This is a genomic window from Mesorhizobium sp. B2-3-13 (genome assembly GCF_006442195.1).
Classification (GTDB): domain Bacteria; phylum Pseudomonadota; class Alphaproteobacteria; order Rhizobiales; family Rhizobiaceae; genus Mesorhizobium; species Mesorhizobium salmacidum.
In genome coordinates this window covers 309286-331871 of record NZ_VFVQ01000003.1, presented here as the reverse complement: position 1 = coordinate 331871, position 22586 = coordinate 309286, and the positions used below count along the sequence as shown (strand labels likewise).

Annotated in this window: 19 protein-coding genes; 11 read left to right on the top strand and 8 right to left on the bottom strand. The window is 63.9% G+C overall.

Features of this window, described 5'->3' with window-relative positions:
* The first annotated feature begins 286 nt into the window (after window positions 1–286).
* The 5 genes from FJ941_RS06175 to ppa all read left to right on the top strand — a co-directional run bounded on the left by FJ941_RS06175 (window position 287) and on the right by ppa (window position 4007).
* On the top strand, window positions 287–1090 hold the full coding sequence (locus FJ941_RS06175) for a YgcG family protein (protein WP_246673703.1): 804 nt from the start codon (window positions 287–289) through the stop codon (window positions 1088–1090).
* A gap of 10 nt (window positions 1091–1100) precedes the next feature.
* Window positions 1101–1985: a YgcG family protein gene (locus FJ941_RS06170; RefSeq protein ID WP_181169726.1), complete on the top strand. Its 885-nt coding sequence runs from the start codon at window positions 1101–1103 to the stop codon at window positions 1983–1985.
* A 9-nt stretch (window positions 1986–1994) separates the two neighbouring features.
* On the top strand, window positions 1995–2633 hold the full coding sequence (locus FJ941_RS06165) for a TPM domain-containing protein (RefSeq protein ID WP_140503936.1): 639 nt from the start codon (window positions 1995–1997) through the stop codon (window positions 2631–2633).
* A gap of 144 nt (window positions 2634–2777) precedes the next feature.
* Window positions 2778–3284 carry a GNAT family N-acetyltransferase gene (locus tag FJ941_RS06160; RefSeq protein WP_140503934.1) on the top strand — a complete coding sequence of 169 codons (507 nt, stop codon included), beginning with the start codon at window positions 2778–2780 and terminating at the stop codon, window positions 3282–3284.
* A 189-nt stretch (window positions 3285–3473) separates the two neighbouring features.
* Window positions 3474–4007, top strand: a complete 534-nt coding sequence (gene ppa / locus FJ941_RS06155; protein WP_140503932.1) for an inorganic diphosphatase — start codon at window positions 3474–3476, stop codon at window positions 4005–4007.
* A gap of 59 nt (window positions 4008–4066) precedes the next feature.
* Here the strand turns inward: ppa and FJ941_RS06150 are convergent, their stop codons facing one another.
* Together FJ941_RS06150 and FJ941_RS06145 are read right to left on the bottom strand one after the other, a co-directional pair.
* Window positions 4067–4660 carry a hypothetical protein gene (locus tag FJ941_RS06150; protein ID WP_140503930.1) on the bottom strand — a complete coding sequence of 198 codons (594 nt, stop codon included), beginning with the start codon at window positions 4658–4660 and terminating at the stop codon, window positions 4067–4069.
* 44 nt (window positions 4661–4704) lie between these two features.
* Complete coding sequence (locus FJ941_RS06145; protein ID WP_140503928.1) at window positions 4705–5322, bottom strand: TetR/AcrR family transcriptional regulator; 618 nt, start codon at window positions 5320–5322, stop codon at window positions 4705–4707.
* Window positions 5323–5395: 73 nt separating this feature from the next.
* Between FJ941_RS06145 and FJ941_RS06140 the strand changes: the two genes are divergently transcribed.
* Window positions 5396–6679, top strand: coding sequence for an MFS transporter (locus tag FJ941_RS06140; RefSeq protein WP_181169723.1), 1284 nt, complete (start codon window positions 5396–5398; stop codon window positions 6677–6679).
* Window positions 6680–6848: 169 nt separating this feature from the next.
* Here FJ941_RS06140 and FJ941_RS06135 read toward each other — a convergent pair whose 3' ends face one another.
* Window positions 6849–7130 carry a hypothetical protein gene (locus FJ941_RS06135; RefSeq protein ID WP_140503924.1) on the bottom strand — a complete coding sequence of 94 codons (282 nt, stop codon included), beginning with the start codon at window positions 7128–7130 and terminating at the stop codon, window positions 6849–6851.
* Window positions 7131–7328: 198 nt separating this feature from the next.
* Here FJ941_RS06135 and typA point away from each other — a divergent pair, with 198 nt between their 5' ends.
* Window positions 7329–9158 carry a translational GTPase TypA gene (gene typA, locus FJ941_RS06130; protein ID WP_027145159.1) on the top strand — a complete coding sequence of 610 codons (1830 nt, stop codon included), beginning with the start codon at window positions 7329–7331 and terminating at the stop codon, window positions 9156–9158.
* A 57-nt stretch (window positions 9159–9215) separates the two neighbouring features.
* Here the strand turns inward: typA and FJ941_RS06125 are convergent, their stop codons facing one another.
* Entirely contained in the window at window positions 9216–9842 is a 627-nt protein-coding gene (locus FJ941_RS06125; protein WP_140503922.1) for a DUF1062 domain-containing protein, read from the bottom strand.
* A gap of 433 nt (window positions 9843–10275) precedes the next feature.
* Between FJ941_RS06125 and FJ941_RS06115 the strand changes: the two genes are divergently transcribed.
* Window positions 10276–10890 carry a LysE family translocator gene (locus FJ941_RS06115; protein WP_140503919.1) on the top strand — a complete coding sequence of 205 codons (615 nt, stop codon included), beginning with the start codon at window positions 10276–10278 and terminating at the stop codon, window positions 10888–10890.
* Between the two features lie 131 nt (window positions 10891–11021).
* Here the strand turns inward: FJ941_RS06115 and FJ941_RS06110 are convergent, their stop codons facing one another.
* The 3 genes from FJ941_RS06110 to FJ941_RS06100 all read right to left on the bottom strand — a co-directional run bounded on the left by FJ941_RS06110 (window position 11022) and on the right by FJ941_RS06100 (window position 14066).
* Window positions 11022–11348: a hypothetical protein gene (locus FJ941_RS06110; protein ID WP_027145156.1), complete on the bottom strand. Its 327-nt coding sequence runs from the start codon at window positions 11346–11348 to the stop codon at window positions 11022–11024.
* Between the two features lie 195 nt (window positions 11349–11543).
* Window positions 11544–13364, bottom strand: a complete 1821-nt coding sequence (locus tag FJ941_RS06105) for an aromatic amino acid ammonia-lyase (RefSeq protein WP_140503917.1) — start codon at window positions 13362–13364, stop codon at window positions 11544–11546.
* 138 nt (window positions 13365–13502) lie between these two features.
* Window positions 13503–14066 carry a peroxidase-related enzyme gene (locus FJ941_RS06100; protein WP_140503915.1) on the bottom strand — a complete coding sequence of 188 codons (564 nt, stop codon included), beginning with the start codon at window positions 14064–14066 and terminating at the stop codon, window positions 13503–13505.
* A 137-nt stretch (window positions 14067–14203) separates the two neighbouring features.
* Between FJ941_RS06100 and FJ941_RS06095 the strand changes: the two genes are divergently transcribed.
* Window positions 14204–18991, top strand: coding sequence for an NAD-glutamate dehydrogenase (locus FJ941_RS06095; protein WP_140503913.1), 4788 nt, complete (start codon window positions 14204–14206; stop codon window positions 18989–18991).
* Window positions 18992–19076: 85 nt separating this feature from the next.
* The gene (locus tag FJ941_RS06090) at window positions 19077–20453 is read left to right on the top strand and encodes an MFS transporter (protein WP_140503911.1); all 1377 of its coding nucleotides are present in this window, start codon (window positions 19077–19079) and stop codon (window positions 20451–20453) included.
* Window positions 20454–20501: 48 nt separating this feature from the next.
* Here FJ941_RS06090 and purH read toward each other — a convergent pair whose 3' ends face one another.
* Window positions 20502–22118 (bottom strand): bifunctional phosphoribosylaminoimidazolecarboxamide formyltransferase/IMP cyclohydrolase, encoded by a 1617-nt coding sequence (gene purH, locus FJ941_RS06085; protein WP_140503909.1) that lies wholly within the window; start codon window positions 22116–22118, stop codon window positions 20502–20504.
* Window positions 22119–22267: 149 nt separating this feature from the next.
* Here purH and FJ941_RS06080 point away from each other — a divergent pair, with 149 nt between their 5' ends.
* A complete protein-coding gene (locus FJ941_RS06080) occupies window positions 22268–22576 on the top strand; it encodes an antibiotic biosynthesis monooxygenase (protein WP_140503907.1) in 309 nt (102 codons plus the stop codon).
* Window positions 22577–22586: the final 10 nt, after the last annotated feature.

Sequence of the window (22586 nt, the reverse complement as noted above, 5' to 3'; positions counted from 1 at the left end):
TTCCGCGAAAAGACGGATCGCTGGCGTGCAAACACCCCCCTCTGTCCTGCCGGACCCGGCCCTTCGCTGTCGCTCCGGGCGTTCGTCATTCGGAAAGCCAAGCAATTGGCTTTCCGTCCGCTTCGCGGACCACTCCTCACCCCCCGCAAGGGGGGAGATTGGCCGCTTTGCGGCCGGCTTCCACTCTCAATCCCTGGCGATTGGCGAAACCCTGTATGACATCCAATCTCCCCCCGTGAGGGAGAGGTGTCCTGCCGGACAGAGGGGGGCGCGACAGAGCGCCAACCTGGCTTTTCTTGGCGCGTTATTCTGCCTTTTCCTCCTCTTGCCCCTAACCGCCTTCGCTGCCGATCTGCCGGCGCTCACGGGCCGCGTGGTCGACAATGCCGGCATCATCGATGCCGCGACCAAGGCGGCGCTGACGCAGACGCTGGCGGACTTCGAAACCAAGGGCTCGGACCAGATCGTCGTCGCCACCATCCCCAGCCTCGACGGCGAGGAGATCGAACCCTACGCCAACCGGCTGTTCCGCTTCTGGAAGCTCGGCCAGGCCAAGGAAAACAACGGCGTCCTGCTTCTGGTCGCGCCCAACGACCGCAGGATGCGCATCGAGGTCGGCTATGGGCTGGAAGGCACGCTGACCGACCTGCACACCAAGCTGATCATCGAGAACGACATGGTGCCGGCCTTCCGCGCCGGCGATTTCTCCGGCGGCATCTCGAAGGCCGTCGACGACATGATCATGGTGCTGGAGGGCAATCCGGAGGAGCTGGAGGCGCGCGGCAAGCGCAACGAGCAGGCCCCGTTCAATTCCGACGACCTGTTCTTCGCCATTTTCATCAGCATCTGGGCGATCATTTTCTTCGGCGGCATCGCGGCTTCGGTCCTGCCGCCGATCTTCGGCCAGAAGCTTGGGCCCGGACGCTATCGCTGGCTCGGCATGACCTTCGAGCCGCACCGGCGGTCCTCATCCGGGGGCGGCTGGTCGTCCGGAAGTTCCGGCGGCGGCTGGTCTTCGGGCGGCGGCGGTGGCGGTTTTTCGGGCGGCGGCGGTTCGTCCGGTGGCGGCGGCTCCTCGGGAAGCTGGTAAGGGCATGACGATGCGCAGCATCAGCCTGTTGAGGTCCGGCCGCCTTATCCCGGCTATCCATGCTGTCCTGATGCTGTTGGCGCTACTGCTGTCCAGCTTCGCGGGTTTCGCCGCCGAGCTGCCTGTTCTGAGCGGCCGCGTCGTCGACAATGCCGACATCATCGATGCCGCGACCAAGACGGCGCTGACGCAGAAGCTGGCGGACTTCGAAACCAAGGGCTCGGACCAGATCGTCGTCGCCACCATCCCCAGCCTCGACGGCGAGGAGATCGAACCTTACGCCAACCGGCTGTTCCGCTTCTGGAAACTGGGGCAGGCCAAGGAGAACAACGGCGTTCTGCTTCTGGTCGCGCCAAACGACCGCAAGATGCGCATCGAGGTCGGCTATGGGCTGGAAGGCACGCTGACCGATCTGCACACCAAGCTGATCATCGAGAAAGACATGGTGCCGGCCTTCCGCGCTGGCGATTTCTCCGGCGGCATCTCGAAGGCCGTTGACGACATGGTCATGGTGCTGGAAGGCAATCCGGAGGAGCTGGAGGCGCGCGGCAAGCGCAATCCCGCCGACAGCAGCACTCCCATGGACCCGGTCGTCGCCGTGTTCCTGATCCTGTGGGCGACGATGTTCTTCGGCGGCCTGGCAATGGCATTCCTGCCGCCGATGTTCGGCACGAAGCTGTCGCCGGGCGTGTATAGATGGCTGGGCATGACGTTTCGTTATGGCCAGGGAGCGGGCGCATCCACGCGCAGCAGCGGTTGGACGACGGGGTCGGGCGGCGGCTGGTCCTCGGGCAGTTCTGGCGGCGGGTGGTCTTCGGGGTCAAGCAGCGGCGGCGGCGGGTTTTCGGGTGGCGGCGGCTCGTCCGGCGGTGGCGGTTCTTCAGGAAGCTGGTGAGACAAGATCATGGCAACACGACCAATCAGCCCACAGGATCATGAGCGGATCGCCGCTGCGATCCGCTCGGCGGAATCCAGGACCGACGGCGAAATCTATTGCGTCGTGGCGCATGCCAGCGATGGCTATTTCGCCCCTGCGGCCTTGATGGCGACGCTCGGCATGCTGGTCGTCAGCCTGGTGGTCGCCTATGGGCTGGAGGCCTGGTGGCTCGCCATCCGCCTGCCTCATTTCGTCATCACTGAGTTGCTGGCGCTGGCCTGCGTGCTTGCCCTGCTGTGGACGCTGCCCGGCCTGCGCATCCATATGGTGCCGCGTCGGCTGCGCTATCTGGCCGCGCATGCCAATGCGGTCAAGCAGTTCCTCGCTCGCAACGTCCACCGCACCACAGCGCGCACCGGCGTGCTGATCTTCGTCTCGATCGCCGAACGCTATGCCGAGGTGGTCGCCGATTCAGGCGTCGACGCCAAGGTCGGCCAGCATGTCTGGGACAGAGTGGTGCGCGATCTCACCGCGCATGCCGGCGACGACCGGCTCGCCGACGGCTTCGTCACGGCAATCGAGCAGGTGGGGGCGGTGCTGGCCGAGCACTTCCCGGTCACGCTAGGCGATACCAACGAGCTGGACGACCATCTGGTCGAGATCTGAAAGCTCGCCCGCAAACGCTCCTCAGCCGAATTCCTGACAGGCTTTGCTGGATGTCACCAGCGTCATGGATCGTCTGTGCGAAAGCGCACCATCGGCCGCCAGGACTCTTGCAATCGGGCAATGCGGGTTTATGGTTAACAAATCATGAATACGCTGACGATCGACATTCGGAAGGCAGACCCGCGCGATGCCGGCGCCATTGCCGAGGTGCATCTGGAAGCCTGGCGGGGCGCCTATTCCGGCATCATTCCGCACCGTACGCTGACATCGATGATCAACCGCCGTGGCGCCGACTGGTGGGCGAATGCCATCCGCCGCGCGGCCACCGTGCTGGTCGTCGAAATCGGCGGCAAGATCGCCGGCTATGCGACGATCGGCAAGAACCGCGCCAAGGAACTCAAGCAGCAGGGCGAGATCTACGAATTGTACCTGCGCCCGGAGTATCAGGGCATCGGGCTTGGCAGGCGGCTGTTTTCGGCGGCCAAGGCACGTCTCGCCGACCACGGGCTGAAAGGCATGGTGGTGTGGGCGCTGGAAGACAACCAGAACGCGCTTGCCTTCTATGCCGGGGCCGGCGGCCGCGACATCGCCGAAGGCGTCGAGATTTTCGAGCAGAAGGCGCTCAAGAAGGTCGCCTTCGTCTGGGAGTGACCGCCGGGGAATAATCGGAAGGCGAAGCCCCCGACTCACGCAAAATCACGGCGCTGAAACATCTTGTGCCGATGATTGAACGCGTGGAGCGCCATCGCGTCTCTCCGGATGCATCTAAGCACCATTCGCCGCATTGCACCATTTTGCGCCGCCCGCTATCTCCTGCCAATCGAGAGAGGGACAAAAGCCATGCGCATCGAAGCCATAGCCACTGGAAAGAATCCGCCTGACGACGTCAACGTCATCATCGAGGTGCCGATCGGCGGCGAGCCGATCAAGTACGAGATGGACAAGGAGGCCGGCACGCTGTTCGTCGACCGCTTCCTGCACACCTCGATGCGCTATCCTGGCAATTACGGCTTCGTGCCGCACACGCTGTCAGGCGACGGCGACCCGATCGACGTGCTGGTCTGCAACACGCGCGCTTTGGTGCCGGGCTGCGTCATCAACGTGCGGCCTATCGGCGTGCTGATCATGGAAGACAATGCCGGCCAGGACGAGAAGATCATCGCGGTGCCGTCGCCGAAGCTGACACTGCGATACGAGAACGTCACCGAATACACGCAGCTGCCCGACATCACGCGCCAGCAGGTGCAGCACTTTTTCGAGCACTACAAGGATCTCGAGCCCGGCAAATGGGTCAAGATCGAGGGCTGGCACGATTCCAAATATGCCAAGAAGATGATCATGGACGCGATCGACCGGGCGAAGGCGAGCAAGTAGGTACCCGACTTCGTCATGCCGGGGCGGAGCAGCCGCGAAATGGCGCTTCGGTGATGTCCTCAGTTATCGACCCGGCCGAAAGCCGGCACGTTGCCGACCACCACGCGCTTGTCCTTGCCACAGGCGAAGCCTTTCGCCTTCTCGTCGGCGATCTTGCGCGCCTGGTCGTTGGCGGTGAGGTTGCCGGTGGCCAGCACCAGGCCGACGGTGCAGCCGTCACGGGCGTCCATCTGGGCGACCTTGGCGACGAGCAGCACCTCGGTCTTCTTGGTCTCGTCCTCGGGATCGCTGATCGAGCGGCGGTGGATGACCGCGAATGGCACGGCTTTGTCGCCATTGGTTTCGATGCGCCACTCGACCTTGGCCCCAGACGAATTCAAGGCCGAAAAACTTTCCCAGGCGGACGTCATGTCGCCGCCGGGCGGAAAGCCGTAGAACAGCGATTCGCGGGCGTCGTCATATCCGATCAGCACGGAATAGCCGCGATAACCGGAGCAGGCGAGGTCGGCCCAGTCGCCGTCGCCCTGCTCGGCCTGCGCATAGGTCACGCAGTCCTTCTTCCAGTCGAGGTCGGTGTAGGCGCTGGATATCTCGCCGGCTTGTGTCGCCTGGCAGAGGCCGGCGAAGGTAAGCGGGATCAACAGGCTGCGCATCGCGGAGATCTCCGTTGGAGGTCGTCCCAGCGTATCGCCAATCGCTATTTCTTCAAGCTCGCTTCGATCAGCAGGTCGGCGTTGCGGGCAACCGACTGCGCCGGTCCGCCAAGGCCGAACAGCTGGCCGCTGATATAGGCGCCTTCGATCAGCAGCAGCAGCCCGTCGCCCAGCGTGTCAGGGTCTTGCGCGCCCATCGCAGCCGCCATGGCGCGCAGGCGGCGGCGCAATTCCTGCTTGTTGGCCTCACTGACGACGCGGGCCGGATGGCTGTGGTCGGGATATTCGACCGCCGCATTCGTCATGCCGCAGCCGCGATAGTCCGCCACTTGCGTTTGCTTGCCGATGCGGGTCAGGAAAGCCTTGATCTGCGCGCGCGGGTCGCCGGGATAGGCGGCAACGGCCTCATCGAAACGCTCCCAGTATTCAAGATCGTATTGCCTGAGGTAGGAGGCGGCCAGCTCGTCCTTGGAGGGAAAGCTGCGATAGAGGCTGGGCTTGGTGACGCCGGCGCGCTTGACGATTTCGTCGACGCCGATCGCCCTGATACCTCGCCGGTAGAACAGGTCATAGGCCACGTCTAGGATCTTCTTGGCGGCCTTGGGTGGCGCGGAAGCATGACCGTCTCTGATGGTCAGTTCAATATTTTTGTCGCTTGGCATCATGGGACTCGATTGACAATGTTACCGATCGGTACGATACATACTCCCACCTTGCAACGTACCGGTCAGTAACATGATAGCTCAATCCCGTCCATTTGGCCAGCGCTACGCTTTCGTCGTGGTTGGGGTCATCTTCCTTTGCCTGCTGATCGCCGCCGGCCTGCGCTCGGCGCCTTCCGTCATGATGCTGCCGCTGGAAAACAGTTTCGGCTGGCGGCGCGACGTCATTTCGCTGGCCGCGGGCGTGGGCATCCTGCTCTATGGGCTGACCGGTCCGTTCGCCGCGGCGCTCATGGAACGCATCGGGCTGCGCCGCACGCTGCTGGCGTCGCTGGTGGTGATGTCGGCTTCGACCACGCTCAGCCTGCTGATGACCAAGCCATGGCATCTGTTCATCACCTGGGGCGTTTTTTCCGGCATCGGATCCGGCGCTGTCGCCAGCGTCCTTGGCGCCACCATCGTCAACCGCTGGTTCAAGACCAATCGCGGCCTTGTGATGGGGCTGATGTCGGCCTCCAGCGCCACCGGCATGCTGGTCTTCCTGCCGCTGATCGCCTCGCTGGCGCAAGCCGGCGGCTGGCAGCCCGTTGTCGTCGCCGTCGCGATCGCCACTGCTGCGCTGATCCCCCTGGTCTGGCTGCTGGTGCCGGAGCGCCCGGCTTCGATCGGCATGGTGCGTTATGGCGCCGAGGCGGATGATGTGCCGCCGACTTCGCTCGCGTCACAAGGCAATTTCCTGGCGCATACGCTCAACACGTTGCGCCGCGCCGCCGGCACGCGGGTGTTCTGGTACCTGTTCGCCACCTTCTTCGTCTGCGGCTTCACCACCAACGGGCTGGTTGGCACGCATCTGATCGCGTTCTGCGGCGACATGGGCATTGGCGAGGTGCAGGCCGCCGGCCTGCTGTCGATGATGGGCATTTTCGACCTGATCGGCACCACGCTGTCAGGCTGGCTCACCGACCGTTTCGACCCGCGCAAGCTGCTCGGCGTCTACTATGGCATCCGTGGCCTGTCGCTGATTTACCTGCCCTATTCCGGGTTTTCGGCGACCAGCCTGATCATCTTCGCCGTGCTCTACGGCCTCGACTGGATCGCCACAGTGCCGCCGACGCTGCGGCTGGCCAACGAAGCCTTCGGCGACCGCAGCGGGCCGATCGTGTTCGGCTGGATCGTCGCCGGCCACCAGGTGGGTGCCGCCACTGCCGCCGCCTTCGGCGGCACTATGCGTGAACTGCAAGGCAATTACGAACTGGCGTTCCTGATTGCCGGCATGACGGCAATCGCGGCGGCCTGTATTTCGCTCCTGATCAACACCAGCCGACCGGCCTTCGATCCGGAACCGCAGGCGGCTTGAGGCGCGTCGATATTCAGGTGAGGCCGGCCTGCAAACGGCGGCTTCCTGCGCTTCCGGTGCCCACGTACAAAAGTACGCTCCGCTCCGGTTCTCGGATCCACCATTTTCGACTCGGCCTGACCTGAATCTCAACACGCCTCAGCGTGTAAGAACTGGCGCGAGAGGCGTCTCAGTCGGGGTAGCAGACCATTGGAATGTTGGGCCAAACCGCCGCATCGCAGTTGGCGCTGGCCTGTCTCTGCTTGAAGGCGGCGCTGACCGGGCCGGTGACCACCGGGTCGACGCCGTCGGGCGCGTCGGCAAAGGCCTGCTGCGCGGAAGGCGTATTATCAGGCAGGACAGACCGCGCTTCCTTCAGCGTCGCGGCCGACTGCGCGGCGTTGGCCGCCAGCAGGACGGCAAAGGCAGCGGACGCGATCAGCGGCCAAAATCGGTTGAGTTTATCGGTCATGACGTTCGAACTGCCCGGGGCCTTAAAAGGTTCCCGCCTTGGTTAACAAAATCATTTCACACGCAGATGCTTAAGATTTGATGAGTATTTGGTGTCGCGCGTCCCCTTTCGCAACTGCGAAAAACCCTGTATGAGCCGCGCAACCGAAAGAGGCAGCGCCCTTGGCCTGCTGCCTGCAACGCTTCCGAGATCAGAATCATGAACCTCCGTAATATCGCGATCATCGCGCACGTCGACCATGGAAAGACCACCCTGGTCGATCAGCTTTTGAAACAGTCCGGCTCCTTCCGCGACAACCAGCGCGTCGCCGAGCGCGCCATGGATTCCAACGATCTCGAAAAGGAACGCGGCATCACCATCCTGGCCAAGGCGACCTCGGTCGACTGGAAGGACACCCGCATCAACATCGTCGATACCCCCGGCCACGCCGATTTCGGCGGCGAGGTCGAGCGCATCCTGTCGATGGTGGATTCGGCCATCGTGCTGGTTGACGCCGCCGAAGGGCCGATGCCGCAGACCAAGTTCGTCGTCGGCAAGGCGCTCAAGGTCGGCTTGAAGCCGATCGTCGTCATCAACAAGATCGACCGTCCCGACGCGCGCCATGTCGAGGTGGTCAACGAGGTGTTCGACCTGTTCGCCGCGCTCGACGCCACCGACGAGCAGCTCGACTTCCCGATCCTCTATGGTTCGGGCCGCGACGGCTGGGTGTCGGAAAACCCGGAAGGGCCCAAGGACCAGCAGCTCGCGCCGTTGTTCGACCTCGTCATCAAGCATGTGCCGGCGCCGACCGTCCATCCCGGTCCATTCCGCATGATCGGCACCATCCTGGAAGCCAATCCGTTCCTCGGACGCATCATCACCGGCCGCATCGAGAGCGGCACGCTGAAGTCCAACCAGGCCGTCAAGGTGCTGCACAATGACGGCACCCAGATCGAAACCGGCCGCATCTCCAAGATCCTCGCTTTCCGTGGCCTCGAGCGCCAGCCGATTGAAGAAGCGCAGGCGGGTGACATCGTCGCCATTGCCGGCCTGTCCAAGGGGACCGTCGCCGACACGTTCTGCGACCTGGCGGTGACCGAGGCGCTGCATGCACAGCCGATCGATCCACCGACCGTGACCATGTCCTTCCTCGTCAACGACAGCCCGCTGGCCGGCACCGAAGGCGACAAGGTGACCAGCCGCGTCATTCGCGACCGGTTGCTTCGGGAAGCCGAAGGCAATGTCGCGCTCAAGATCGAGGAATCGCCCGACAAGGATTCGTTCTTCGTCTCCGGACGTGGCGAATTGCAGCTCGCCGTGCTGATAGAGACGATGCGCCGCGAAGGCTTTGAAATCGCCGTCTCGCGTCCGCGCGTCGTCATGCAGAAGGGCGAGAATGGCGAATTGCTGGAGCCGGTCGAGGAAGTCGTGATCGACGTCGACGAGGAGCATGCCGGCGTCGTCGTGCAGAAGATGTCGGAACGCAAGGCCGAAATGGTCGAACTGCGCCCGTCGGGCGGCAACCGCCAGCGTATCGTCTTCCACGCGCCGACGCGCGGCCTGATCGGCTACCAGTCGGAACTTTTGACCGATACGCGTGGCACCGCCGTGATGAACCGGCTGTTCCATGCCTATGAACCCTACAAGGGCGAATTGCCCGGCCGCACCAACGGCGTGCTGATCTCCAACGAGCAGGGCGAGTCGGTCGCCTATGCCATGTGGAACCTGGAAGACCGTGGCCCGATGGTCATCGATCCGGGCGTCAAGGTCTATCAGGGCATGATCATCGGCATCCACAGCCGGGACAACGATCTCGAAGTGAACGTGCTGAAGGGCAAGAAACTGACCAACATCCGCGCCGCCGGCAAGGATGAAGCGGTCAAGCTCACCCCGCCGATCCGCATGACGCTGGAGCGCGCATTGGCCTGGATCCAGGACGACGAGCTGGTCGAGGTGACGCCGAAGACCATCCGCCTGCGCAAGCTCTATCTCGACCCGAACGAGCGTAAGCGTTTCGAGAAGTCGTCCAAGGCGGTCGGCGCGGCGTAAGGTTTTCCTTTTTCGACAACTGAGAGGGCGGAGCACCTGTGCTCCGCCCTTTTTCGTTCATCCACCAGCAGCCGAGATGATGGTCCGACGGTCGGGCTCGCCGGCGAGATGGATGCGGATTGTCGCTCCCTCTCGGGCCGGTTTGCGCAGGGCCTTTGCTCCATCCGGCCCGACGGTCAGCAACCTCCGTTCGTCCAGCGCCTGAAGCCGCGACCGCGAGATGCGAAGTTCGTTGGCAAGCAGCCGGTCGAGCCTCAGCGATACCGGCATTTCCAGACCGAGCCGGAGTTCCAGCGCCGTCGCGTCTTCCTTCATCTCGCCGATCACCTGCTTGCGCACGGCGGCGTCAGGGAACTCCTCGACGCGTCCCACCTGTTTGCGCAGGGCAACGATGTCGAAGGCATGGCTCCGGACCAGTGCCGGATCATTGCTTTCGAGTGCCGCGAGCAGCGCCGGCGCGATGTCGCGGCGGTTGCAGCGCTCGAAAATACCGAAATTCCAGGAATTGTCGCAATCGACGCAACGATAGATCAGCCACACGTCGATGCGCTTGCCGTTGGCGTTGACGCGGAATTTCCCGCTGCAGCGATAGGCTTTCACGCAGCCGCAGCGATTGCAGTTGATCAGGGGGCGTGGTGCGATTTCAGGCGCGATCGTCCAGTGGATGCGCAGGGCCGAAGACATGCCGGTAAGTCCTTCCCGTCGGGAAGTTCATCCGGTCGGCGATGTCGAGATGCCCATGCGGGCGCGGCGTGGCGGGTGGCTGCGGAGAATGTGAATACAGGTGTCGCTTGCAAAAAGCGTGCGACAGCGGTTCAGCAGTGCCAAACCGGTCTCGAACCGCCGCCCAGAAGAACACATGAAAACGAAACAGGCACTGCTGATGCGGCGCCATGCAGGTGTGTCGGGGGAGTTTGACGAGACCGGCGGTTACTGAGGCAAAGTGAGGCTCGAAATTGTTTCGCGGCGGCCCTTCTAGCGGCGTGACGCCGGGTCTGCAAGGGCTCCGCGAGCACGCGGCAGGTCAGCGCCCACGGCCCATATTGTCTTGCCTTTGCCAGAGCCGCAGCTGTCGGGTTATTGTGGCTGATCGAGCCCCAACGCAGAGACCTTCGCCATGCACCTCGCCTCACTGCTGATCTTCGCCGCCGCCTTGTTCGTGGCCGCCGGTTCGCCCGGTCCGTCGATCGCGGCGCTCGTCGCGCGCGTCATCTCGAAAGGGTTTCGCGATGTGTTTCCGTTCCTGCTTGCCATGTGGATCGGCGAAGGCATCTGGCTGTCGCTGGCTGTGTTCGGGCTGGCGGTGGTGGCGCAGACCTTCCATCTCGCTTTCGTCGTGGTGAAATGGGTTGGCGTCGCCTATCTCGCCTACCTCGCCTGGAAGATGTGGACGGCGCCCGTCGACGCCAAGGAAGGCGAGATGCCGCGCGAGGATTCGGCCGGCAAGCTGTTCTTCGCCGGCATGGCCGTCACGCTCGGCAATCCCAAGATCATGATGTTCTATCTGGCGCTGTTGCCGACCATCATAGACCTCGCTTCGGTCGGCCTCGTCGGCTGGGTCGAGCTGACGGCGACCATGGCGGTGGTGCTGATCGCAATCGATTTCGCCTGGGTGCTTGCCGCCTCGCAGGCGCGCAAGCTGCTCAGGAGCAAGCGCGCCATGAAGATCGCCAACCGCGTCAGCGCCACGACAATGGCCGGTGCCGCGGCGGCCATCGCGGCGCGGTCCTAGGGCAGTTCGCCGTTTTATGGAAACGTCGAACCACTCTAGCTCTTTTTTAACGCAATTCCTTAGGGAAAGCGCTACGCGCTTCTCCGGGGAAAACCGCTTCGCACTTTTCCTGGAATTGCTCTAAGCAGGCGTCAGCCCATCATGTTGATGATCGGCGCGATCTCGACGTTGCAGTTCGGCTCCATCAGGATCGGACACTCCCTGGCCTTGCTGGCCGCATCATCGATGTCCTTCGCCTCGATGATCGAATAGCCGCCGGTCGGGTTGCTGCCGCCATTGTTCTCGACCTTGCCGCCGGGCAGCACCGTCTTCGACATGCCGACAGGATTGCCGCGCTCGACCACGGCCGAGCCGAGTTTTCCGAACCAGCCTGTCCAGGCGTCGGTCATTGCTTTGCGGTCCGCTTCGTTCGCCGGCATCTTGCCCGAGCCATGATAGATGTAGAGAAACTTTGCCATGCTCTCCTCCCTGATCAGCGGCATCGAACCGACATGCGGTCATGCCGCCTGCCGATCATCGGGCCAAAATGACCAGCAGGCAATGAAAATTCGCCAGCGCTAATATTCGTCTCCGCGAGGTGATCGCCATATGCTACTCGACCGTCCTGAAGGTGGGCATCGGTATCCTGGATACCCGCCTTGCGGCGGCCTTCATCACTTGGGCAGAACGCCGGCCGTCGGAAATGCGGCACTCTTCGGCGCCTGCGGTCCGCCGGGATAGAATTTCGAGGCCGGGTTCTCCTGCATGAAATCATAGGCGACCATGCCGAGCGGCCGCTTTTGCCGTTCCGATGCCGCCTGATGCCAGGGGATCACCTGGCGCAGCGCCTCGAGTGCCGCGGTTGGCGCCTCACCGAATTTCCGCTGCGGGTTCTGCGCCTTGCGGATTTCCATCCAATAGCTTGCCGTCAACAGGTCCTGAGCCAGCAGGTGAAACGACAGATCGACCGCTTCGCGGGCGCGTTGCGTTTTGATGCGGGTCTGCGCTTCGAGGTCCTCGACGGTGGCGACGATGGCCTGGCCATTCGGTGTCACCGGCGTGCCGAGGTCGGCCAGTTCCTGCCAAAGATCGGTCGGCAGATAGCCGTCGAAGGTCGGGATATCCTTGCGCTCTTCGGGCTTCAGCACATCGACCGGCTTGACCACGGTGAAGAAGGGATTGCGGAAGCGCTCGATGCGCTGCGCCACCGCGACGCCAAGATTGGTGAGAGAGATGGTGAAAGCCTCGACCTGATTGGCCATGGGATAGGGATCCCAGTTGGCGTTGGAGAAGATATAGCCGGACTTGCCGTTACTCAGCGGTCCGCCCTTGATGTAATATTTCAGGAATTGCGGTGTGCTCAGCTCGGGCGAGCTCTGCGGCGTCAGGCCCGGCAGCACGGCTGGATTGTGATCCGACGAGTTGATGGAGAGCAGCACGGATTGGCGCAGATCCGCCCAGGCCTGCCAGACCGAGCCCTGACGCTGGCTGGAGGCGCGCATGCTTTCCGGGTCCTGGATGATGCGGGCCGCATCCTCATCGAAGAGATAGCTGCCCTTGATCATGTCCATGATCCTCGCCGCATCCCATGTCAGCCAGGGGTAAGGCCGCATGGATTGCACCGGCACCGATATCGGCGTCACGCTGGAATTCATGCCGTTCAGCCCCATGGCGTAGCTTAGGTCGGTCCATTCCAGCAGTTTTCGCGCGTCCTCCAGCAAAAGCACCGCCTGTGCCTGCGCGTAGGCATTGCTGCTGATCAGCGCGGCCTGGTCGGCGGCGAACGGTTCGAGCGGCTTCAGGCCGGCCTGCGAGAGGGCCTGCGCGGCCGGCATGCGAACGCCGTTGAGGTAGGCCTCGCCTTCGCCGACCATGGCCGCGCCGATATTGCCGAGTGTCGCGAGGTCACCTTCGCCGAGCGTGCCGCGCGATTGCACGACCGGCGTCACCCGCTTGTTCAGCATTTCGAGGAGCATATGCGTCAACTGCGGGCTGGCGGCTTCGTAGGACATGGTGTTGGCGCGGATCGCCATGATCGCGCGCACGAGCGCCTCCTCCTGCAGCTCCGGCCCGTAGCCTCTGTTGACCCCGCCCTTGAAGCGGGCGAGCTGCTGATCCTTGAGGAGCTTGCTGTTTTCCGGCGTCGTCGGGTCGCCGGAGAAGATCACCGTTTCGCGCTGGTCGCCGGCGCCACGGTTGAACCAGTAGATCGTGATACCTTCGGCGGCACCCTCGAGCAGCAGGCCGTAGGCATCCGCCGAGCGCTGCAGCGCTTCCGGGCTGAGTTCGACCTTGGCGCCGTTGCGGGCGATGTCGATGACTTGGTCGATGGTCAGGTCGTGGCCGGTCAACGTTACCGTCTTGGCCGCCGCCGTCTCGAAAATGGGCTGGTAGGCTGTCGCCGCCTCGAATGCATGGGCGGGTGGGAATGCGAGCGCCAGCGTCATGGTCAGGGCGCAAAGAACAATCCTGGGTTTGGCAATTCGGTCAAGCATAAGGGCTCCCATTCTCGAAGCGTTAGCCTCGGGCACGAAGTCACCCCTCGGAAATTTTGTTTCCCGGAAACCTAGCCGGCAGTGTCTGCCTGTCAACGCTTGATGAGAACGAGGACCGATGGTGGAGCGCGCGTGGCCCTATCGCGCCATGGCGTGATATTCGTCGTTCGGCCGCATGTCGATCGCGGCCGCGACACGATTCGACATGTTGAAGAAGGCCGCGGTCGAGGCGATGTCCCAGATGTCGCGATCACTGAAGCCGGCCTGGCGCAATGCAGCGCGGTCGGCCTCGACGATCCTGGCCGGCTCTTGCGTCAACTTGACGGCGAATTCGAGCATCGCCGTTTGCTTCGGGGAAAGGTCGGCCGCGCGGAAATTCATCACCATCATCTCGCCGAGCAAGGGATCGCCCGAGAGCTGACGCACCGCAGCGCCATGGGCGGTCAGGCAATAGTAGCAGTGGTTGATGGAGGAGACGGCGACAGCGATCATCTCGCGTTCCAGCTTCGACAGGCCGGATTCGCCCAGCATCAGGTCGTTATACATGTCGGTGAAGGCGCGCAGCTTCTTGTCGTCGAAGGCATAGGCCCTGAGCACGTTGGGGACGAGCCCGAGCTTTTCCTCGCATTTGGCGAAATAGGCTTTTGTCGGCTCGCTCAGCTCTCCCGAGGCCAGGTCAAGCGCGGTGATTTTGCCGGTCATGGATCATTTCTCCTCGTCAGGCGATGCCTTGCCGCCGAATTCCGATAATTCTTAGCAAGCCGTCAAACCTTTGTCGCCAAACAGCGGTCATCTGCTACCATAGTCGCAAAAGCATGCGACGGGAGGGAAGAAGCGTCATGGCCAGTGTGAAGTCCGCAGCCAAGTCGAAGAAGAAGGCACCTGCGGCGAAGATCGAGGACAGACCGGCCAGGCTCACCGATTACCTGCTCGCCCGCGCGCCGGCGGAGGATATCGCCGCCTACGACGTGACGGACCTCGAACGTGCCGCCGATCTCGCCGGCCAGGCGGTCGCCGTTCACAAAAAGGGTGAGTGCGTCGTCGCCGTCGAAGCCGATTCGGGCGTCGTTCGCGAAGGCCGCCCGGTGACCGTCATCACGGTCGTCAACGACAACATGCCGTTCCTGTTCGATTCCATCCTCGGCGAGGTCACAGAGACATCAGGTGAACCGACCCTGGTCACCCATCCGGTGATCACGGTTCGCCATGGCAAGACGGGTGTGGACGAAATCCTCGGCGACGGCAATTTCGCCAGGGATGACGGAAGCCATGACCGGCTGAGCGTGATCCATGTCCACATTCCCCGGCTGACGCCGGAACAGGCAAATGGCTTGACCGAGCGGCTGCGCAAGATGCTTGGACAGGTCCACGCCGCGGTCAACGACTGGCGGCCGATGCTGGCCCGGCTCGATCAGGCAATCTCCGAATTCCGCTATTCGGCGGTGCCGCTCGACAAGAAGAGCGTCGCCGAGGCCATCGCCTTCCTGGAGTGGCTGCGCGACGACAACTTCACCTTCCTCGGCATGCGTGAATTCAAATACACCGGCGGCGAGGAAAGCGGCAATCTGGAACGCGCCGAAAAGCCCGGCCTCGGCATCCTGACCGACCCGGACGTGCTGGTGCTGAGGCGCGGGACCGAGGCGGTGACGACGACGCCGGAAATCCGTGCTTTCCTGCACGGACCGGAGCCGCTGATCGTCACCAAGGCGAATGCAAAGTCGCTGGTGCATCGGCGCATCTATCTCGACTACATCGGCGTCAAGACCTATACCGCCAAGGGTGCGCTGGCGGGCGAACTGCGCATCGTCGGCCTGTTCACCTCGACCGCCTATACGCGGTCGGTGATGAAGATCCCGTATCTGAGGTCCAAGGCCGAAACCATCATCGCCAAGTCCGGGTTCGACCGCCATGACCACTCCGGCAAGGCGCTGATCAACGTGCTGGAAAGCTACCCGCGCGACGAGCTGTTCCAGGTGCCGGTTCCGATCCTGCGCAAGCATGCCGCTGCCATTCTCGGCCTGGTCGAACGGCCGCGCGTGCGAGCGCTGGTGCGCGCCGACCAGTTCGACCGTTTCGTCTCGATCCTCGTCTTCGTGCCGCGCGACCGCTACGACAGCGTCGTGCGCGAGAAGATCGGCGCCTATCTGAAAACCGTGTTCGAGGGCCGGCTGTCGGCCTACTACCCGGCCTTCCCCGAAGGCGGGCTGGCGCGCGTTCACTTCATCATCGGCCGCTCCGGCGGCAAGACGCCGAAGGTCGAGCAGGCGACGATAGAGGCGGCGATCCGCGACATCGTGCGCACCTGGGAAGATGCGCTTGCCGACGCAGCGGAAGCCAGCGGCAGCGATCCGGCGTTGAAAGCGATCGCCGCGCGGCTGCCGGAGAGCTACCGGGATACGTTCAGCGCGGCGGTGGCGCTGGCCGACGCCGGGCGTATCGCCAAGATCAGCGCCGGCAATCCGATCGCCATCGACTATTACCGCCATGCCGAGCAGAAGCCACACCAGGCGGCGCTGAAGATCTATCACCATGGCAGCCCGGTGGCGTTGTCGCGGCGCGTTCCGGTGCTGGAGAACATCGGCTTCCGTGTCATCAGTGAGCGCACCTTCGAGGTCGGCGACGACCAGTCGGGCTTGGTCTTCATCCACGACATGGAGCTGGAGAACAGCTACGGCAAGCCGATCGACCTCGCCGACGGCGGCGCGCTGTTCGAGGACGCTTTCCTGTCGGTATGGCGCGGCGATGTCGACAATGATGGCTATAATGGCCTTGCCCAGACCGCCGGCCTGTGGTCGGGCGAGATCACGATCCTGCGCGCCTATGGCCGCTATTTGCAGCAGGTCGGCATTCCGCAGAGCCAGGATTTCATTGCCGCGGCGCTCAACCGCTATCCCGAGATCGCGCGCGGCCTGCATGACCTGTTCATCGCGCGGCTCGGCCCGACGGCGGAAACGGAAGGCGTGGTGGCGGCCAAGCACCTCAAGGCCAAGATCAGGGATGCGCTGGAAGATGTGCCCAACATCGACGACGACACCATCATCCGCCGCTATTTAAATCTGATCGAAGCCTCGCTGCGCACCAATCATTTCGTTGCCGATACGAAAGAGAAAGGCCAGTCGCTGGCGATCAAGCTCGAATCGCAGGCGGTCGAGGGATTGCCGGCGCCGCGGCCATGGCGGGAAATCTTCGTCTACGGCTCCGAGGTCGAAGGCCTGCATCTGCGCTTCGGCCCGGTGGCGCGTGGCGGCTTGCGCTGGTCGGACCGCGCCCAGGACTACCGCACCGAAGTGCTCGGCCTGGTCAAGGCGCAACAGGTCAAGAATGCCGTCATCGTGCCTGTCGGCGCCAAAGGCGGCTTCTATCCCAAGAAGCTGCCGATGAGCGCCGGCCGCGACGCCATTTTCGAGGCCGGCACCTCGGCTTACAAGAACTTTGTCTCCAGCCTGCTGTCGATCACCGACAATATCGGCCTGGACGGCGTCATTCCGCCGGCCGGCGTAGTGCGCCGCGACCAGGACGATCCTTATTTCGTCGTCGCCGCCGACAAGGGCACGGCGACCTTCTCCGACACCGCCAACGCCATCTCGGAGAAGCACGGCTTCTGGCTCGACGATGCCTTCGCCAGCGGCGGTTCGGCCGGCTACGACCACAAGAAGATGGGCATCACCGCCAAGGGCGCCTGGGAAGCGGTCAAGCGGCATTTCCGCGAGATGAACCGCGATGTCCAAACCTCGCCGTTCTCTGTTGTCGGTGTCGGTGACATGTCGGGCGACGTGTTCGGCAACGGCATGCTGTTGTCGCCGAAAACGCGGCTGATCGCCGCCTTCGACCATCGCGACATCTTCATCGATCCGGATCCTGACATGGCGGCCTCGATGGCCGAGCGCGAGCGCATGTTCGCGTTGCCGCGTTCGAGCTGGCAGGACTATGACAAGACCAAGCTGTCGGAAGGCGGCGTCATCGTCTCGCGCAACCAGAAGTCGATCTCCTTGCCGGTGGCCGCGGCGGTCGCGATCGGCCTCGCCAAGACGACCGCCACGCCGGTCGAGATCATGACCGCCATCCTCAAGGCGCCGGTCGACCTGTTGTGGTTCGGCGGCATCGGCACGTATCTCAGGGCGTCGACCGAAACGAATGCCGAGGTCGGCGACCGCGCCAACGATGCCGTCCGCATCACCGCGCTCGACGCGCGCGCCAAGGTGATCGGCGAGGGCGCCAATCTCGGTGTGACGCAGCGCGCACGCATCGAGTTCGGCATGAATGGCGGCCGCTGCAATTCCGACGCCATCGACAATTCGGGCGGCGTCAACTGCTCCGACGTCGAGGTCAACATCAAGATCGCGCTGGCGTCCGCCATGCGCAAGGGATCGCTGACACGTCCGGCGCGCAACAAGCTGCTGGCCGAGATGACCGACGAGGTTGGCGGCCTGGTGCTGTCCAACAACTACCAGCAGACGCTGGCGCTTTCGATCGCCCGCAAGCGCGGTCTCGCCGACATCGCGCATCAAAGCCGCTTCATGACGGCGCTGGAGGCGCGCGGCCTGCTCGATCGTGTGGTCGAGACGTTGCCGTCGCCGGTAGCCCTTGCCGAGCGCGAGGCACGCGGCGAGCCGCTGACCCGGGCCGAGCTTGGCGTTCTGCTCGCCTATGCCAAGATCGTGCTGTTTTCCGACATCGTCGCCAGCGACGTGCCGGACGATGCGCATTTCGACCGCGATCTGATGGGCTATTTCCCGGACCGGATGGCGAAGAAATACGCTTCCGAGATCCACGGTCATCGGCTGCGCCGCGAGATCATCGCCCGTGTCGTGGCCAACGACCTGGTCAATCGCGGAGGGCCGTCCTTCGTCAACCGGCTGCAGGAAGCGACGGGGCGCACTGCCGCCGATGTGGTGCGCACCTTCGCCGTGGTGCGCGATGGCTTTGCGCTGCCGGCGCTCTATCGCGAGATCGACGCGCTCGACAACCAGATCGACGGCCAGGTGCAGCTCGATCTCTACCAGATGGTGAGCCGGCTCATCTATATGAGCAGCGGCTGGTATCTGAAGAACGATGCCGGCACGGCACCGCTCGGCCAGCGCATCGCCGAACTGCAGGAGGCGCGCAAGGCGCTGGAGCCCAAACTGGTATCGCTGCTGCCGGCTTTTTCCCGCGAGCGGATCGAGGAGAAGCGGCACGGGCTGTTCAAGGCTGGCGCCCCGGAGAAGCTGGCCGAGCAGCTGGCGATGAGCGAGGCGGCGGAGCTCATCCCCGATATCACGCTGACGGCGCGCACCGCCGGTGCCGATATTGTCGCGGCCGCCAGGGCGTTCTTCGCCGTCAGCGACGCCTTCCGCATCCCGCGCGTCGAGGATGCGGCGCGCTCGATCACGCCTTCGGACTATTATGATCAACTCGCTCTGTCCCGCGCCACCGACACGATCGGCGCGGCACGGCGCGGTATCGCGGTCGCCGCGCTCACCGGCCAGTCCAAGGCGGCCGATCCGGTGGCGGCCTGGCTCGAAGCCGGCGGCGAGCGGGTGGCGCGCATCCGCGATCGGCTACAGGCGCTGACGGAAGGCGGCGACATCACCGTGTCGCGGCTGTCGGTTGCGTCGGGCCTGATGAGCGATTTGACGGGAATGTGAGCCAGCGCTTGTCCATTTGCATGAACATTCGAAACATGCAGACATGGCGCCCGAAATGGGCGGAGCGGGTGCCGGGGGAATCACTATGGCGGTAGAGACAATCCAGCGGGCGTCCGGGCGCGGCATTTGGGGGTGGATGTTCTTCGACTGGGCGGCGCAGCCGTTCTTCACGGTCGTCACCACCTTCATTTTCGGCCCCTATTTCGTTTCGCGCATGGCGGGCGATCCCACCACCGGCCAAGCCGTCTGGGGCTATGGCATCGCCGCTGCCGGGCTGGTCATCGCGGTGCTGTCGCCGGTCCTCGGTTCGATCGCCGACCAGACCGGACCGCGCAAGCCATGGATCGCCTTCTTCGCCGCGATCAAGGTCACCAGTCTCACCTTGCTCTGGTTCGCCGCGCCCGGCTCGAACCTGTTCCTGATCGTGGCGCTGTTCTCGCTGGCGTCGGTGGCGGCGGAGTTTTCCACCGTCTTCAACGATTCCATGATGCCGCGCCTGGTGCCGAAGAGCGAGATCGGCCGCATCTCCAACGTGGCCTGGGGCCTCGGTTATCTCGGTGGCATGATCGCACTGATCTTCGTCGTCACCTGCCTGGCCGGCTCGCCGGAAACCGGCAAGACGATCATCGGCATCACCCCATTGTTCGGTCTTGACCCGCAGCTGGGCGAGGATGCCCGCGCCACCGGGCCGCTGTCGGCCGGATGGTATTTCCTGTTCATCCTGCCGATGTTCTTCTTCACGCCCGACGCCATCAAGGGCATCCCGATCGGGCCGGCGGTGCGCGAAGGCCTGTCGGAGCTGAAATCGACGCTGGCCGAGGTGCGCAAGCGTGGCGGCATCTTCCGCTTCCTCGTCGCCCGCATGATCTACCAGGATGGCGTCAATGCGCTGCTGGCGCTGGGCGGCACCTTCGCGGCGGGCATGTTCCAATGGTCTATCACCGAAATCGGCATGTTCGGCATCATCCTCAACGTCGTCGCCATCTTCGGTTGCTGGATCGCGGCGCGGCTCGACACCGGCCTGGGTTCCAAGGCGGTGGTGATGATTTCGTTGGTCATGCTGTCCATCGCCACCATCGGCGTCGTCTCGACCGGCCCGGGCTTCACGCTGCTTGGCCTGATCCAGCTTTCGACCGCCGACTCGGGAGGCCTGTTCGGCACGGCGGCCGAAAAGGCCTACATCATGTACGGCCTGCTGATCGGCCTGGCTTTCGGGCCGGTGCAGGCGTCGTCGCGCTCCTACATGGCGCGCAGCGTGACCGCAGCCGAATCCGGCCGCTATTTCGGCATCTATGCGCTAGCCGGCCGGGCAACCAGTTTCCTGGCGCCGTTCATGGTGGCGACGATTACCGCAACCAGCGGCTCGGCGCGGCTCGGCATGGCGGCGATTATCCTGTTCCTGGCCATCGGCATGGCGATCCTGGTTCGCACGCCGTATCCCGCGGATCGGCCAGTTGAATAGCAGCGCCTCTTCCTTCTCCCACAACAAGGGGAGAAGGGAAGAAGCTCCTCAATGCCGGAAATGCCGCACGCCTGTGAACACCATGGCGATGCCGTGTTCGTCGGCGGCGGCGATGACGTCGTCGTCGCGCATCGAACCGCCCGGCTGGATCACGGCGGTGGCACCGGCTTCGATGGCCGACAGCAGGCCGTCGGCGAAGGGAAAGAAGGCGTCCGAAGCGACCACCGAGCCCTTGGTCAACGGCTCCGCCATGCCTGCCGTCTCCGCCGCGTCGACCGCCTTGCGCGCGGCGATGCGTGAGGAATCGACCCGGCTCATCTGGCCGGCGCCGATGCCGACGGTGGCACCGTCCTTGGCATAGACGATGGCGTTCGACTTGACGTGCTTGGCGACGCGGAAGGCGAATTTCAGATCGGCCATTTCGCTGGGCGTCGGCGCGCGCTTCGTCACCACCTTCAGATCGAGGTCGTCGACCACGGCGTTGTCGCGGCCCTGGACGAGCAGGCCACCGGAAACCGACTTGACCGTCGTGCCTGCCGTGCGCGGGTCGGGCAGGCCGCTGGTGACCAGCAGGCGCAAATTCTTCTTGGCAGCTATGATTGCCGCGGCCTCGTCGGTGGCGTCGGGGGCGATGATCACCTCGGTGAAGGTTTTCACGATTTCCTCGGCCGCCTCGGCGTCAAGGGCGCGGTTCAAAGCGACGATGCCGCCGAAGGCCGAGACCGGGTCGCAGGCGAGCGCCTTGGCGTAGGCCGCTTTCAGCGACGTACCTTCGGCCACGCCACACGGATTGGCGTGCTTGATGATGGCGACGGCGGCCGAGCGGTTCGGATCGAACTCGCCGGCCAGTTCGAAGGCGGCATCGGTGTCGTTGATGTTGTTGTAGGATAGCTGCTTGCCCTGCAGCTGCCGCGCCGTGGCGACGCCCGGCCGTTTGTCGCCATTGACGTAGAAGCCGGCATCCTGATGCGGGTTTTCGCCGTAGCGCATGACCTCGGCAAGCCTGCCGCCGAAGGCGCGCCAGGTCGGATGCTCGATCTCCAGCGCCTCGGCGAACCAGCCCGAGATCGCCGCGTCATAAGTGGCGGTGCGGGCGAAGGCCTTGGCCGCCAGCTTCTTGCGGAAATCCAGCGACAGCGAGCCGATGTTCATCTCCAGCGCGTTGAGCACCGCGGCGTAGTCGCCGGGATCGGTGACAATGGCGACATAGGCATGGTTCTTGGCCGAGGCGCGGATCATCGCCGGGCCGCCAATGTCGATATTCTCGACGATCGCCGCGTAGTCGGCGCCGGAGCGGCGGACCTCCTCGAACGGATAAAGATTGGAGACGACGAGATCGATCGGCTCGATGCCGTATTTGCGCATCGCCAATGCATGCTCGGGATCGTCGCGCACGCCAAGCAGCGCGCCGTGCACGGACGGGTGCAACGTCTTGACGCGGCCGTCCATGATCTCGGGAAAACCGGTGAGCTCGGAGACATCGCGCACCGCCATGCCGGCTTCGGCGATCGCTTTTGCCGTGCCGCCGGTGGAGACGAGCTCGACGCCGGCCGCGCCCAGTGCCCTGGCGAAATCGATCAGGCCGGTCTTGTCGAAGACGGAGAGCAAGGCACGGCGGACGGGAACGAGGTCCGGGGCGGGAATGTTCTTGGCGGCGACGGCCATTGGCTGGCGGCCTTTCACGGCTGGTGTGATGGATGCCCGCGCCGTAGCATATGAGGCCCGGAAATCAAGCGTCGCGCGTCATTCGACGGTTTCATATGAAATTGAGGGCATCCAGTATAGGCTCATGTGCTCGCGATGGAGGAAAACCTATGGCATTCGTGCGTATTGGCCAGTTCAGGGCGTTGCCGGACACGACGGAGCGGTTGCGGGCCGTCTACGAAGCCGAGGCGGTCCCCGCCATCCGCGCTGCCAAGGGCAATATCAGCGCCGTTCTGCTGCAGCAGCACCAGGCGCGCGACACGTTCATGGCAATCACCGTTTGGAGCACGGCAGAGGATGCCGAGCGCTATGACCGAAGCGGCGAGGCGGCGGCGATGGTCGACAAGATCCGCTTCGCCTTCGCCGGCCCGCCATCGCTCAGCACCTATGACGCCTTCGGTATCCCGCAGCAGGCTTGAGCCGACTGGT